This is a genomic window from Arthrobacter sp. NPDC057009, assembly GCF_042673905.1.
Lineage (GTDB): Bacteria > Actinomycetota > Actinomycetes > Actinomycetales > Micrococcaceae > Arthrobacter.
The window spans coordinates 1-13,846 of record NZ_JBHUSB010000031.1 but is presented as its reverse complement, the minus strand read 5'-3'; the positions used below and the strand labels follow the sequence as shown (position 1 = coordinate 13,846).

The 13,846-nt window shown below is 64.5% G+C and carries 12 protein-coding genes; 7 read left to right on the top strand and 5 right to left on the bottom strand.

Annotated elements, in window-relative coordinates:
- Window positions 1–152 precede the first annotated feature (152 nt).
- Window positions 153–1,139: a LacI family DNA-binding transcriptional regulator gene (locus tag ACFTR6_RS20820; protein ID WP_377959311.1), complete on the top strand. Its 987-nt coding sequence runs from the start codon at window positions 153–155 to the stop codon at window positions 1,137–1,139.
- 38 nt (window positions 1,140–1,177) lie between these two features.
- Here ACFTR6_RS20820 and ACFTR6_RS20815 read toward each other — a convergent pair whose 3' ends face one another.
- The 3 genes from ACFTR6_RS20815 to ACFTR6_RS20805 all read right to left on the bottom strand — a co-directional run bounded on the left by ACFTR6_RS20815 (window position 1,178) and on the right by ACFTR6_RS20805 (window position 3,729).
- Window positions 1,178–1,786 (bottom strand): cysteine hydrolase family protein, encoded by a 609-nt coding sequence (locus tag ACFTR6_RS20815; protein WP_377959310.1) that lies wholly within the window; start codon window positions 1,784–1,786, stop codon window positions 1,178–1,180.
- Between the two features lie 105 nt (window positions 1,787–1,891).
- Window positions 1,892–3,067 carry an MFS transporter gene (locus ACFTR6_RS20810; RefSeq protein ID WP_377959309.1) on the bottom strand — a complete coding sequence of 392 codons (1,176 nt, stop codon included), beginning with the start codon at window positions 3,065–3,067 and terminating at the stop codon, window positions 1,892–1,894.
- Complete coding sequence (locus tag ACFTR6_RS20805; RefSeq protein WP_076803556.1) at window positions 3,064–3,729, bottom strand: GntR family transcriptional regulator; 666 nt, start codon at window positions 3,727–3,729, stop codon at window positions 3,064–3,066. Before ACFTR6_RS20805 ends, ACFTR6_RS20810 begins: the two co-directional genes overlap by 4 nt.
- A gap of 291 nt (window positions 3,730–4,020) precedes the next feature.
- Here ACFTR6_RS20805 and ACFTR6_RS20800 point away from each other — a divergent pair, with 291 nt between their 5' ends.
- The gene (locus ACFTR6_RS20800) at window positions 4,021–4,764 is read left to right on the top strand and encodes a YqjF family protein (protein WP_377959308.1); all 744 of its coding nucleotides are present in this window, start codon (window positions 4,021–4,023) and stop codon (window positions 4,762–4,764) included.
- 58 nt (window positions 4,765–4,822) lie between these two features.
- Here the strand turns inward: ACFTR6_RS20800 and ACFTR6_RS20795 are convergent, their stop codons facing one another.
- Entirely contained in the window at window positions 4,823–6,052 is a 1,230-nt protein-coding gene (locus tag ACFTR6_RS20795; RefSeq protein ID WP_377959307.1) for an NADP-dependent isocitrate dehydrogenase, read from the bottom strand.
- Window positions 6,049–8,718 (bottom strand): aconitate hydratase AcnA, encoded by a 2,670-nt coding sequence (gene acnA, locus ACFTR6_RS20790; RefSeq protein ID WP_377959306.1) that lies wholly within the window; start codon window positions 8,716–8,718, stop codon window positions 6,049–6,051. The genes ACFTR6_RS20795 and acnA overlap by 4 nt, the downstream gene beginning before the upstream one ends.
- 218 nt (window positions 8,719–8,936) lie before the next feature.
- On the opposite strand from acnA, the gene ACFTR6_RS20785 reads away from it, so the two are divergent.
- The 5 genes from ACFTR6_RS20785 (at window position 8,937) to ACFTR6_RS20765 (ending at window position 13,242) form a co-directional block, all read left to right on the top strand.
- Entirely contained in the window at window positions 8,937–9,953 is a 1,017-nt protein-coding gene (locus tag ACFTR6_RS20785; protein ID WP_076798818.1) for a tripartite tricarboxylate transporter substrate binding protein, read from the top strand.
- Between the two features lie 34 nt (window positions 9,954–9,987).
- On the top strand, window positions 9,988–10,374 hold the full coding sequence (locus tag ACFTR6_RS20780) for a universal stress protein (protein ID WP_377959305.1): 387 nt from the start codon (window positions 9,988–9,990) through the stop codon (window positions 10,372–10,374).
- Window positions 10,364–10,924, top strand: a complete 561-nt coding sequence (locus tag ACFTR6_RS20775) for a tripartite tricarboxylate transporter TctB family protein (protein WP_076798820.1) — start codon at window positions 10,364–10,366, stop codon at window positions 10,922–10,924. The genes ACFTR6_RS20780 and ACFTR6_RS20775 overlap by 11 nt, the downstream gene beginning before the upstream one ends.
- Window positions 10,924–12,429: a tripartite tricarboxylate transporter permease gene (locus tag ACFTR6_RS20770; RefSeq protein ID WP_076798821.1), complete on the top strand. Its 1,506-nt coding sequence runs from the start codon at window positions 10,924–10,926 to the stop codon at window positions 12,427–12,429. The genes ACFTR6_RS20775 and ACFTR6_RS20770 overlap by 1 nt, the downstream gene beginning before the upstream one ends.
- Window positions 12,430–12,570: 141 nt before the next feature.
- Window positions 12,571–13,242 carry a GntR family transcriptional regulator gene (locus tag ACFTR6_RS20765; protein WP_076798822.1) on the top strand — a complete coding sequence of 224 codons (672 nt, stop codon included), beginning with the start codon at window positions 12,571–12,573 and terminating at the stop codon, window positions 13,240–13,242.
- The last annotated feature ends 604 nt before the right edge of the window (window positions 13,243–13,846 follow it).

Here is a 13,846-nt window from a genome sequence, read left to right as displayed (position 1 = left end):
CCCTTGAATCAGCATTTCGCGCCGGCGAACCGGCTTTTCCGCTTGCTATCGGCTGATTATCTAGAGCGCACTAGATGTGATGGTGCTAACAATCTAGAGCGCACTAGAAATGTTTGTCAAGACAACACTAGAATGAGCTTGAAGGAGGGTCCGTGAACGTAACGATGTCCGATGTTGCCCGCGCTGCGGGAGTCTCGCCCGCACTGGTTTCCCTGGCATTCCGGGATGCCTACGGCGTCAGCAAGAAGTCCCGCGAGCACATCCTGAAAACGGCTGCGAGCATGGGGTATGAACCCAACCGGGTCGCGTCAAGGCTCGCGAGCAAGTCAGACGGCACCATAGGCGTCTTCCTTCTCGACCTCCACAACGAGGTCTTCGCCGACATGTTTGATGGCATGCGGGAAGCGGCGCAGCCGCACGATCGCGAATTGGTTCTGTCCGTGGGCTCCGTTGGGGGCGCTCTCGACCGTCCGGCGCTCGATTCCCTTGTCAGGACCCGAGTGGATGTTGCAATTGCTGCAGGCCTTCTCCTGCCGGACAAGGAACTGGCTTCGTACCTGGGGCGGCTTCGCCTCGTCAGCGTGGCCCGAACCGTCCCTGGCTTCGACGCGGTTGCATCGGATAACAAGCTAGGCGCCACGATGGCGGTGGAGCATCTGCTCGAGCTCGGCCACCGACGCATCGTGCACCTGGCTTCGCCACCCACAGACGGTTATCTGGAGCGCCGCCACGGGTACATCCGGGCGATGGAAAAAGCGGGGCTCAAACCCCAGACCATCACATGCGACTACAGCAGGAGTGCCGCCGCGGCCATCGCAGCACCGCTGTTGGACGCGGCAGAGCGCCCCACAGCCATCTTCACCCACAATGACCAGACAGCGCTGGGCGTCCTCGACGCCGCCCATGCGCTGGGACTGAAAGTGCCCGAAGACATCACGGTCGTGGGCTACGACAACACCTCCGCGAGCCAGTTGCCCGGCGTCGACCTGACAACAGTGGACCTTCACCCCGTCGACCTAGGGCGACGGGCCGCCGAGGTGGCAATTCTGAGATCCATGAACCCGACTATGGAGCCCATGGTCGAAGTATTCAGCCCGTCTTTGATCGTGCGGGCCTCCTCGGCGCCCCCTCCGGCGTGAGCCTGGAGAGGGTGCGCGGATGGGGTGTGGCGCGCCCGCTAAATCGACTGCCTGGTCAAGAGAGTCTGCTCGACTTCCTGAACGGTGGTGATTCCACCGAGCAGGGAAAGGGAGCCCACAGTGGCCTGATGTGCTTCCGGGCTGGCGGCCGAGCAGGCGTCCTCGACCAGAAATACTTTGTATCCGAGATCAACTGCCGCACGGGCGGTGCTTTCGACGCTCAGGTTGGTTGCCACGCCGGCGTATAGCAGGGTGGCGATGTTCCGTTCGGAGAGCAGCTTATGCAGTTCCGGGGTCATGCCACCCACCGAGGCGTGCGTGATGACAGTGTCATTCGCCGTCGGCGCGAGAGGTTCAACGATCTCGGCAAGGGCGCTGCCCTCCTTGAGGGAGCCGCCCTGCCGCACCTCCTGCAGCAGCGGTGAGTTGGGTACGAGGTTGCTGCAGTCAGGAGCGAAGGCAACCCGCGTGTAGATTACGTGGATTCCAGCCTTACGGGCAGCGCCCAGCAGGCCACCGACCTTCTCGATAACACCGCGGCGCCTGATCTCCTCATGGAAGAACGATGCAAAGGCCCCCTCCTGCGCAACAATGTCTCCCTGGCAGTGAACAGCGATAACAGCTGTTCTTTCGGCAATGAGTTCCATTGGTTTTCCTCCCAGCTTCCCGGCACCACAACGACTCGTGTTCATAGACTGACAGATGAGGGTGCCTGCGGCAGCCATCCCTGCCGTGTCCTGGCTAACCGGGAGCTAGTCCAGCCGCACGCCCCGAAGCAGCGCGAGCGTTCCGCCCACCACAATGGCCGAGGCGAGGAAGACTCCGGCGGCCCCGAGCCCTGCCGCCACGACGCCGATGGTACTCGGCAGCACCACCTGTCCTACCCGGTTCCCGGCCAGTCGGAGGGCAAGTGCCCGGCCACGCTGGCCTTCCGGAGCCTGGGACGAAAGCCAGGACATGGTGAGGGGCTGGCCGATGCCAAGGCCTAGCCCGAGAACGGCCATGACAACAAATAACAGCCAGGCCGGCATCGGAATGGCCGCCGCCGCCAACGCGACCGTGGACAGGGCAAGGCTCAACACCAGCAACCTCATGCGGCCGATCCTTCGCGAGACCCGTCCCAGGAGGAGCCGGGAGACCATGGAAAACACCGCGCGGACTGTGAGCATGGCGCCGACAGTTGCGGCCGTCAGGCCGCGGTCGGTACCCAGGGCAGGGAGGTAGACCATGATCAGGTCCACCACGGCCAGGACAGTGGCACTGGTGGCCAAAGCCCGGGCAACACCGGGAGCCTTGAGCAAGGAGACAGCACTGGCTTTGCCGCCATCTGCCGCGGTAGCCCTTCTCTTGCCTCCGTTGACCTCCACGGAGAGCACGAAAGTAGTCACAAATAGCACCAGGCTCATGCAGACGGACAGGAGGAAGATCGCCTGGGTGTCGGGGCGGACGGAGGCGCCGCCCACCAGGGCAATGGCCATGGGTCCCAGCGCCTGCCCAAGTGATGCGGCGAATGTCAGGTACCCGAAAGCTGAGTCCATTCGGGAGGAGGCCGCGTTATTGGCTATCACCGCTTGCTGTCCCACCACACAGGCCAGCTGGCCGGCGCCAAGCAGTGCAGTTCCGATGACCAGCGCGACGATCGATGATCCTGCCAGCAGGAGGAAGGACGAGCAGACAAGGACGACGCCGGACCCGATCGCCATCAGCCGGCGTTCACCCAGGCGGTCCACCAGACCACCGGTGGGGACGGCGAGCAGCAGGGGAAAGACTGCGTAGCTGGCTGCCAGAAGCCCCAAGGCAAAGTCGGGAACGTCCAACTCGAGGGCCCGGTAGGTGGCCGCCGGGCGCACGAGGAACGTGACGGCCTGGATCAGCGCGGAGTGCGTGAGAAGGGCGGCAGCCGGGCGGCGTCCAAGTTCACCAATCATGAGATGCCAAGACCGCTGCCGGAAATCACGCGCAGTGCCGCATCCCGGGCGGCGATGACATGCTCGAAGGCGGTTTTGGCGGCCTGCTCCGGGTCGCCGCCCGCCACGGCGTCCACCAGCGTCCGGTGCTGGGTGAGGGCCTGGTCCCGCCGTTCCTGGGTGCTGTTGGTGAAGTGCCGGTACCGCTCCATCTGGCTGGAAATCTGGTCATGGAACCGTCGGGCCCACGAGTTTCCGGCAATTTCGGCAATCTTCGCGTGCAGCGCCATGCCTTGCTGCATCGCGTCGTCGGCGAACTCCACCATGGCGGCATTCCGGGCAAGGATGCCATGGAGCGCTTCAATGTCGGCCGCCGTCGCTTTCAGGCAGGCATTCCGCGCCATCAGGGATTCCATTGCGGCTCGAACCTCATACAGTTCGGAGATCACTGCTTCGTCGAGTTCCGGAACCAGCACACCGCCGGTGGCCTGCTGCTCCAGCAGGCTCTCGGAAATCAGGCGCCTGATCGCTTCCCGCAGGGGCGTGCGGCTGACCCCGAGCGCCGCCGCCATCGCAGGTTCGTATATCCGTTCCCCGGGTTTCAGCTCAAGCGTCAGGATCTGCCGCTTCAGTTCGGCATAAGCGACATGGGCGCCGGTATTCCGGGCAGGGGTATCAGGCACGAACTCGACCTCCACAAAGAAACATACTTGTATACAGTTATACAGCAATGCCTATAAGGCTGGGTGCGGCGAGTACCCCGGAAGTGCCGTCCCGCCCCTCCTTTATTCAGGCCAGCGGTTATTCAGGCCAGCGGTGGACCCGCATCCCCGTGGTCGGCGGGGCGATCGCAAGCAGGACCCGGGGCGGCGACGCCGTCTGGACCGGCTCCAGGTCTTGCTGCCAGCGGCCGGGACGCGCACGATGAGTGCATGCGTACATGGGCCGGTCCCAGCATGCTTGGGGGGAGAGAGATGGGCATGGACGCTGACGCCCGGACACGGACGCTGAGCGGAGACCGTCGATTTTTCCCGTTGCCGGTGTATCAGTCATGGGCTGATGTGGTTTTCCTTCATTGGAGGATTCCGGTGGCAGTAGCGGGCCCTTACATGCCCCCGGGTGTGGAGCCTGACGTGCATGCCGGGTCGACCTGGGTCGGCCTGATCGGCTTCCGGGTTACGGGTACCTGCCGGGGGCCCCGCCTAGGTCTCCCCTATGCCGGAGCGTTCACCGAGGTCAATGTCCGGCTGTACTCCCGTGACGCTGCGGGGCGGCACGGGGTGGTGTTCCTGTCCTTGGACGCGGACAGGCTCACGTTCGTTCTGGCCGCCCGTGCCGCCGGAGTGCCATACGTATGGTCCCGCTGCCGCCCCACGGCGATGCGCGGCACCTCCCGGGGATACGGATACGAAGTGGAGCGCTTCCGCGGGCAGGCAAAGTCTTCTTTCGGCGCCTATCCGGACATGGACCACCCGGCCCTGGACGGATTGTCATTCTGGCTCACAGCCCGGTTCGGACTCCATACCCGTGCGGGGCGGCGGGTCTTTTACCTGCCCATTGCCCACCGGCCCTGGCCGCTGTACTGCGCTGCGGCAGCCGCATGGGAAGACGCACTGGTCTGCGCCGCCGGAATCACGGTCCACGGCCCGCCTGACTCAGTGCTGTACTCCCCCGGCGTCCGGACGCAGTTCGGGCAGCCCCGGCAGGTTCTCGGCTGACCCTGGCAGCGCCAACCCGACGTAACGGATTCCTCGCAACGAGTGTCGGATGGCGCACTCACGTTGCTCCCCCGCCGGAACGGGCCGCCAGGCGGTCGGCTACTGCTTGAATAAACCCTTCGGTAGTGACGGCTTCGGCGTGAGTGGGGACTAACCGGGCCAGGTCGGCAGTCATCGTTCCCTCCTCAACGGTTTTGACCGTGGCAAGCTCAAGATCGGCGGCGAAGCCGGCCAGTGCAGTGTTGCCGTCCAGGGCCGCGCGGTGTGCGAGTGCGCGGGTCCAGGCGTAGATGGTGGCGGTGGGGTTGGTGGAGGTGGTTTCGCCGGCTTCCCGGCGGCGGTGGTGCCGGGCGATGGTCCCGTGGGCGGCCTCGGTGAGCTGGATGCTGCCGTCCGGGGAAGTGAGGACGGAGGTCATGAGTCCTGGGGAGCCGAAACCCTGGGCGACGATGTCCGACTGGACGTCGCCGTCGTAGTTCTTGCAGGCCCAGACGTAGCCCCCTTCCCATTTAAGGGCGGAGGCCACCATGTCATCAATGAGCCGGTGCTCGTAAAAGAGTGCGGCTGCTTCGAAGCTGGACTGGAACTCGTCGGCGTAGACGCTCTCAAAGACGTCCTTGAAGTGTCCGTCGTAGGCCTTGAGCACAGTGTTCTTGGATGAGAAGTACACCGGGTAGCCGCGTGTGAGCGCGTAGGCGAAGCAGGCCCGGGCGAAGTCGCGGATGGAATCGGTGTAGTTGTACATGCCCATAGCCACTCCTCCACCCTTCGGGAAGGCGGCGACCTCGTGGCTGGTGGCCGGGGACCCGTCGTCGGGCGTGTAAGTCAGCGTGAGCCGCCCGGCGCCGGGGACCGCGAAGTTCACCGCCTTGTACTGATCGGCGTGGGCATGGCGGGCGATGACGATCGGCTTAACCCACCCTGGGACGAGCCGGGGCACGGAATCGATGATGACGGGTTCGCGGAAGATGACCCCGTTCAGCTCATTTCGCAGGGTGCCGTTGGGCGAGGGCCAGAGCTTGGTGAGCCGGTACTCCGCCGCACGCGCGGCATCCGGCGTGATGGTGGAGCATTTCACTCCCACCTGGTGCTCGGCGACAGCCTTCGCGGCCTGGAGCGTGACGCGGTCCCCGGTCCGCTCGCGGTTGCGGAGCGAGAGGTCAAAGCGCAGGATGGGCACCTCGACGTTCGGGGTAATGAGCCTGTCCTTGACGAGGGTCCACATGGTGTGGGCCATCTCGTCGCCGTCGATTTCAACGATGGGCTGGTTGACGCTGACCTTGTTCATGCTGTTTCGGGTTCCTTTGCAGGTGAGGCTTCGATGGTGGTGCGCAGCAGGGAGGGGATGACGCCGCCGACGCGGAGCAGGGCAACGTCGAGTTCGGTTTCGACGGCGGCGCTTGCGTTGAACTCCTCGGTCCGGCCGTCTGCGAGGTGCAGGACAACACGGATCCGGGTGCGCGGGGCAAGTGCGCCGGCGGGTGCAACGATCTCGATCCGGTCCCCGGGCCGCAGATCCTGAAGCCTGCCGCGGACATTCTCGGGGGCGATAAGCGGCAGCACACCCATTCCGATGAGGTTGGAGCGGTGGATCCGCTCGAAGCTGCCTGCGATGACCGCCCGCACGCCGAGGAGCCTCTGGACTTTGGCTGCCCAGTCGCGGGAGGAACCGGTGCCGAACCTTTCGCCGGCGATGATGACCGTGGAGTTCCCTTCCCGGCGGTATCGGTCGGCAGCCTCTGGCAGTGGCAAGACCTCGCCGCTGGGGCCGTGCACGGTGTGGGCAACCGGCAGGCCGCCGGGGATTGCGGTCCCGAGGTGGTTGTTGACGGTCTTGTTGTGGAACCCGCCGCGGAGCATCACTTCCCAGTTGCCGCGCCGCGAAGCAAAGACGTTGAGATCGGCCCGGTCTTCGCCGCGTTCCACCAGGAAGTCCGCCACGAGGCTGTCTGCCGGGATCGCGCTGGCCGGGGAGATGTGGTCTGTGGTGATGTCATCGCCAAGGACCAGCAGGGGGTGGGCGATGTAGTGGCCCAGCTGGCTTCCCTGGTCTGGCGAGGCAAACGGTGGCCGGCGCAGGATTGTGGAGTCGGGGTCCCATGGGAAGAGCGGCGTGTCGGGTGCTTCGAGCCGGGACCACATGGGATTCCGCACGGCCACCGAGAAGTCCCTGGCGAAGTCCAGCGGGTCTTGTCCCGCTTCCCACGCCACATCTATTTCCGCCTGTGTCGGCAGCAGGTCAGCGAGCCTGACCGGTGCACCTTCCGCGCCGCTCCCGGCACGGAAATCGTAGGAGGCCAGGTCGACGTCCGCCCGGCCGGCCAGGGCGTAGGCCACGACGAGGGGCGGGGACATGATGAAGCCGAGGTCAAGGTCCGGATGTACCCGGCCAGGGAAGTTGCGGTTGCCGGAGAGGATGGCCACTGGGCGGATCCTGCCCTCGTCCAGGCTTGCCCTGATGCGGTCGGGAAGGGGGCCAGGGTTGCCAATGCAGGTAGTGCAGCCAAAACCAACGATGTCGAAACCGACCGCACCGAGGTGTTCCAGCAGGCCGGAGCGCTTGAGGTAACTGGCCGCCGCGGGCGACCCCGGGGCGAGTGAGGTTTTGACCCATGATGGCAGGCCCAGTCCCAGCTTTCGGGCCTTGGCGGCAACCAGGCCGGCAGCGATCAGCAGCTTGGGGTCCGTGGTGTTGGTGCAGCTGGTGATCGCGGCCAGCGCAACGGGGAACAGCGGCAGGTCCCCGACATGTTCCCGGAGGGGATTTTCGGTGTGCAGGACCGCCGGTATCTCTGCCAGCGCGAGCAGGTCCTGCGGGCGGCGCGGCCCCGCAGCGCGCAGTTCGATGGCTGCCAGATCCACCGTGATGGTGGAGGTGTAGTCGGGCTCAGCATCCGGGTCGAACCAGAAGCCGGACGCCCGGGCGTAGGTTTCCACGAGGGTGCGTTGGAATTCGCTGCGGCCTGTTTCACGCAGGTAGTCCAGGACGTTTGTGTCAACGGGAAAGTAGCCGGTGGTGGCCCCGTATTCGGGCGCCATGTTGGACACCACTGCCCGCTGCCCCACCGTCAGACCGGCCACACCGGGACCGTAGAACTCCACGAATTCACCCGATACCCCCATGGCACGCAGGCGCTGGGTGACGGTCAGGGCCAGGTCAGTTGCAGTAGCACCGGGAGGGAGGGCCCCCGTCAGCCTGACACCGATGACGTCCGGAATCCGGAGGGTGGTGGGCATGCCGAACATAACAGTCTGGGCTTCAAGGCCACCGACGCCCCAGCCCAGTACGCCAAGGCCATTGATCATGGGCGTGTGGCTGTCCGTACCGATCATCATGTCCGGGACTGCCCACGGCAGGCCGCCGTCGTGATCTTCAACCGTGGTGACTACCGTGGCCAGCTGCTCGAGGTTGATGGTGTGCATGATGCCGGTGCCCGGCGGGTTGATGTGGACTGTTTCCATCGCCTGGGATGCCCACTTCAGGAAACGGTAGCGCTCCCGGTTCCGCCGGTATTCGTGGACCAGGTTGCGGCCGGCTGCGTCCGGACGGCCGTACTCCTCAACGGCCAGCGAATGGTCGATCGAAACGTCCACTCGGAGCATGGGGTTCAGCGTGGACGGATCCACGCCGGCTTCCGCGAGCGAGTCCCGCATTGCCGCCACGTCCACCAGGGCTGGGGTGCTGGTGGTGTCATGCATCAGCACCCGCTGCGGCCAGAACTCCAGTTCCTCTTCAGAGCTGCGGGCCCGGAGCCAATTGCGCAGATTCCCGACCGTCCGGGCGGCTTCCGCCGGCACTGACCTGCGGAGGGTGTTTTCCGCCAGCAGGCGAAGCACCATGGGCAACCGGTGGAAGTCCGGGCCCAGCGCGGCCCGGACTTCGGTAATGCGGAACCTGCGTCCCCCTACCGCAATGGCCTGATGACCAATGGTGGTTCCGGTTTGGAGCGTCATTGCAACACCTTCTCTTCGCTTTCCTGCCCCGACCGGGTAGCAGGACGTGCCGTTTGGAGTACCCAAAACGACGCTTGCTGCTTGCACTTGGGATGTTGTCCCACCGCCCCTCGTCAAGCGGACCGGTGGACAGATATAGATCATAGCTTATAAGCTACAGCGGTGGCGCTAATCACATAAAGGGCCGCTGCTGTACTCCCCGAAAGGAAGGAAGGGCGATGGAGCCCCATCCGACGTCTGTTAAGAAAACCTCCCGCATGAAGCAGGTGGCACGCGCCGCCTTCGCTGTCCTGGGCATCACCGCCGTCGCCCTGGCCTCCGTGAACGCGTCGGCAAGCGGCTCCGGAGATGACGCCCGCAACCGGCTCACCCTGATCGCGCCCGCAGGTGCGGGAGGCGGCTGGGACGGAGCAGCACGTGAAGCTCAGCAGGCAATGCGCGCGCAGGGCCTTGTCAACAACGCGCAGGTGGTGAACATCCCCGGAGCCGGAGGAACCATCGGCCTGACGAAATTCGCGGGGATGGAAGGCGAGAGCAGCACGCTGATGCTGATGGGCATCACCATGCTGGGCGCGATCAACATCAATGGCTCCGACACCACCCTGGAGGATGTCACGCCCATCGCCCGGATCACGGAGGACTACGACGTCCTGGTGGTTCCCGCCAACTCGCCCTACAACTCGGTGGATGAGTTGGTATCGGCCTGGAAGCGGAACCCCGGTTCCTTCGCTTTCGGCGGCGGTTCACTCGGCAGCGTCGACCAGATGATCATTACGCAACTCGCCCAAGCCGGCGGCATCGAACCCACTGCGGTCAACTACATCGCATACTCCGGCGGCGGTGAACTGGCCACCTCGCTCATGTCCGGAACCATCAAAGCCTCAGTAAGCGGCTACGTGGACTTCGCGGACCAGATCGAAGCCGGACGCCTGAAGGCCCTCGCGGTCTCGGCCCCGGAACCGGTGGAGTCGATCGACGTGCCCACACTGAAGGAGCTCGGCTACGACATCAGCTTGACCAACTGGCGCGGGATGGTTGCCGCCCCCGGCATCACGCCCGAACAGAAGCAGGTACTGCAGGACATCGTGACCGAAGTGGTGCAGACCCCTGAGTGGAAAGACGCCATAGAGCGGAACCAGTGGACTGACAGATTCCTCGCCGGAGAGGAATTCGAACGGTTCATCGCCGACGAGAGTGAAGCCGTGAACAACATCTGGAACGAACTCGGCTACTGACCTCCCTGCCATCACACACAACGCTGGAGAAGACATGACAATCCTGGTCGGATATACAAAAACCCCCGAGGGCAACGCCGCCCTCCGCCACGGTCTGCAGGCGGCTGAACTTGCCGGTAAGCCCTTGGCCATCTTCCCTCTCGGGGAAATTCATCAGACTGCCACCCGCGAGGCCGGGGACGCCGCCGTGCACGAGGCGGTCGAAGCCGGTGCCACACTCCTGCACCGGGACCCGCAGGGACGGCACCCCGCTGAAGAACTCCTGGACAGCGCCATGGAAACCGGTGCCACCCTTGTGGTGATCGGCGTCCGCAACCGCTCCCGGGTCAGCAAAGTCATCCTCGGCTCCGACGCCCAGAGCATCATCCTCGGCTCGACCGTTCCCGTCCTGACTGTAAAGGCGGCCTCCGATGATCACTGAAGCAGGCAACAACGCCGAAGCTGCCAGGGAACTCCTTCCCTCTGACGGTCCGGCAAACAGCAGGCACGGATTCTGGGCGGGCCGCAGCGGCCTGGCGGTAGCGGGGATCCTCGCTGCGATCGGCGCCTACCTCACTGCGGGCATCGTGACCATGGACGTGCCGGAAGGGGCCAAAGCTCCGGGGCCGACGTTCTTTCCCATCCTCATCGTCATCGCCATTTTCGTTCTGGCCGTTCTGCTGACGGTACAGACTCTGCGGAAGCCAGAGCACGTCGCGGAAGCCGACACGGGACACCGCTTCCATACTGACTGGAAATCCCTCGGGCTCGTCTTCGGCGCTTTCCTGGCATTCGCGTTGCTGCTCATCCCGGTCGGCTGGCTCCTCTCCGCGGCAGTGCTGTTCTGGGGTGTATCCCGCGCATTGGGAAGCAGGCGCCCTTTGTTCGACGTCGGCCTGTCCCTGGTCTTCTCCTCGTGCATCCAGCTGGCATTCGGCGCCGGCCTGGGCCTCAACCTGCCCGGCGGCATCCTGGAAGGAATCTACGGCTGATGGAATCCCTTAACCTGCTCCTGGAAGGCTTCTCACAGGCCTTCACACCCATGAACCTGCTCTGGGTCTTTGTCGGCGCGTTCCTGGGCACCGCCGTCGGCGTCATCCCGGGCCTGGGCTCCTCGATGGCCGTCGCGCTCCTGCTTCCGGTGACATTCAGCCTTGACCCCGTGGGCGCTTTCATCATGTTCGCCGGCGTCTACTTCGGCGGGCTCTTCGGTGACTCCACCATGGGCATCCTGATGAACACCCCGGGCGGCTCAACCGCTATCGCCACCACCTTTGAAGGCCACCGGATGGCCAAGCTCGGGCGGGCACCGCAGGCGCTGGCAACCTCCGCGATCGGTGCCTTCATCGGCGGCCTCATCGCCACCACGCTGGTGGTGTTCTTTGCTCCCAAGCTTGCCGACATCGCCGTGATGTTCGGCCCTGCCGAATACTTTGCGCTTGCCGTCTTCGCATTCATCGCCACCGCCTCCGTCGTATCGGATTCAGCCATCAAAGGCCTGTCCGCCCTCGCCATCGGCCTGGCCCTCGCGATCGTGGGTATCGACGGCATCTCCGGAGCGTCCCGCTTCACCGCCGACGTGCCCCAGCTCTTTGACGGAATCAGCATCATCGTCATCACGGTCGGCATCCTGGCCCTGGGCGAAGTCTTCCACGTTGCTGCCCGCATCCACCGCGATCCGAAGCTCTCAGCAATCGCCGTGTCCGGCCGCCCCTACCTTTCAAAGCGGGAATTCCGTGAGGCACTTCCCGCGTGGCTCCGGGGTACGGCCTTCGGCGTGCCCTTTGGTGTCATTCCGGTGGGCGGCGCCGAAGTGCCCACTTTTATGGCCTACGGAACTGAGCGCCAGCTGGACCGCAAGCGCCGCGAACCGCAGTTCGGCAAGGGGGCGATCCGCGGCGTCGCAGCACCGGAGGCAGCCGGCAACGCCACCTCCGGCACTGCGATGGGCGCCCTCCTGGCACTCGGCCTGCCCACGTCAGCCACGGCAGCAATCATGCTGGCAGCGTTCCAGCAGTACGGGCTGCAGCCCGGACCGCTCCTGTTCGAACGCAACGCCGACCTGGTGTGGGCCTTGCTGGCCAGCCTCTTTATCGGTCTGGTGGTCCTGCTGGTCCTCAACCTTCCCTTCGCCCCGCTGTGGGCCAAGCTGCTGCTGATCCCCAAGCACTACCTGTATGCCGGCATCACAGTCTTTTGCGGCCTCGGCGTCTACGCCACCAGCGCAGCAGTTGCCGACCTTTACATCGTGCTGGCCATCGGAGTCCTTGGTTTTGTTCTGCGCCGGTACGGCTTCCCGCTGGCTCCCATCATGATTGGCGTCGTCCTCGGCCCCCTGGCCGAGACCAGCCTGCGCAACGCCATGATGTCCAGCGGCGGCCAGGTTTCAGTCCTGATCGACAGCCCCGTCACATGGACGCTCTACGGGATTCTGGCCATGGTGCTCGCCTACACACTCTGGCGCCGGATCACTGCCCGCGCCCGCCAGGACGTCTAGCAACTCCCGACGCTCACCGAGTTCCGGGGTGGAGCGCGCCACGGCGCCTCCACCCCGGTCTCAACCAGGTAGGGCGGGGAACCGCGAGGCGGTAATGTAGCCCATAGCCTATGAAGTAGGAAGGCGCGTAAGGAGCACACCGTGTCAATCCCTCCCATTGCACTGACGAAAAGCGCCTACGCCTACGACGAATTGCGCCGCCGCATACTTACCGGCCAGATCAAGCCGGGCTCAGTCTTCAGCCAGACAATGCTCGCCCAGGAACTCGGAGTCAGCACCACTCCCCTGCGCGAAGCCCTCCGCAGGCTCGCCGCCGAAGGCATGGTGCAACTTGACTCGCACAGGGATGCCAGAGTCACCCCCCTCACCGCAGACGAAGCGCGCAACCTCTACGTCATCCGGGAAAACCTCGACCCGCTGGCCGCAGCGCTGGCCGCCACAAGCCGAACACCGGATGACGTCTCGAGTATCGAAGCGGCATTAAAGCGGCTCACTCCGCTGAGTGATTCCAGCGATTTGGATGCACTGACAGCACACCGCAACTTCCACCGTGCCATCTACGTGGCATCCCACAACCCTCTCCTCATCGGAATCCTCGAGGGTCTCTGGGATAAAGCAGACCAGTACCGCCAGATTGGATTGCAAAACCAGCAGGACTCCTCAGCGGACCAGGACCGCGTCCAGCAGGAACACGTCCAGATAGCCGAAGCCGTTATTGCCGGTCAGGCCGATCGTGCCCGTGAAGTCATGCAGCGGCACGTCCTTGGAAGCCTGGGCCGGAGGGCAATCGATGTCCTCGAAGGGCCCAAATAGCTGGAAGAGCCAGCTCACGCGCCGCGCCATCTAGCGGTTTTGAGAACCATGACAGCCGGTGGGTCTGTGTCGTTGGGAGCATCCGCTTGTTGTCCGCACCGGGGGCCGGGCGCTCCTGTTACCAACGCGTACTGTGCCTCCCCCAGCCGGGTCGCCGTGACCGTTGGGGGCCGGGCGCAGGGCGTCCGACGGCGGCACCCGGCATGCTTCCGAATGTTTCCAGCATGTTAACTGGGGCGGGAATTTGTGCCTCCGAATTTCTCACGTAAATGTTTATAGATCCCTCGCGTAAACGAATTCCCTCACGTAGTTTTGCTTGTGAAAGGAACGCAGGTGACCGGCATCACACCGGATGACCTGCACCGGAGACGAACAGTTCCGGCAGCGACGCCGGCACCGCGAATCCAGGGACCTTTCGGCCTTGTGGCCCCCACGGAAACACCACCACCGCCCGTACCGGGTGTGCGCGGTCTTTTCGTGCCTCGGGCATCCTCATTTTCGTTCTATCTAGGAGATAAGCATGACTCTTGATATTGAATCTTCGACTGTTGTTGGGGTGGCGCATCCGTTGGATCCGTTGTCGCGGGAGGAGATTGCGCGTGCG

Bases quoted from the DNA above. Each gene is read 5' to 3' on its own strand.
- ACFTR6_RS20800 (WP_377959308.1), top strand. From the start codon at position 4,021: ATGGGCATGGACGCTGACGCCCGGACACGGACGCTGAGCGGAGACCGT.
- ACFTR6_RS20775 (WP_076798820.1), top strand. From the start codon at position 10,364: ATGATCACTGAAGCAGGCAACAACGCCGAAGCTGCCAGGGAACTCCTT.
- ACFTR6_RS20785 (WP_076798818.1), top strand. From the start codon at position 8,937: ATGGAGCCCCATCCGACGTCTGTTAAGAAAACCTCCCGCATGAAGCAG.
- ACFTR6_RS20810 (WP_377959309.1), bottom strand. From the start codon at position 3,067: ATGATTGGTGAACTTGGACGCCGCCCGGCTGCCGCCCTTCTCACGCAC.
- ACFTR6_RS20795 (WP_377959307.1), bottom strand. From the start codon at position 6,052: ATGAACAAGGTCAGCGTCAACCAGCCCATCGTTGAAATCGACGGCGAC.
- acnA (WP_377959306.1), bottom strand. From the start codon at position 8,718: ATGACGCTCCAAACCGGAACCACCATTGGTCATCAGGCCATTGCGGTA.
- ACFTR6_RS20780 (WP_377959305.1), top strand. From the start codon at position 9,988: ATGACAATCCTGGTCGGATATACAAAAACCCCCGAGGGCAACGCCGCC.
- ACFTR6_RS20815 (WP_377959310.1), bottom strand. From the start codon at position 1,786: ATGGAACTCATTGCCGAAAGAACAGCTGTTATCGCTGTTCACTGCCAG.
- ACFTR6_RS20770 (WP_076798821.1), top strand. From the start codon at position 10,924: ATGGAATCCCTTAACCTGCTCCTGGAAGGCTTCTCACAGGCCTTCACA.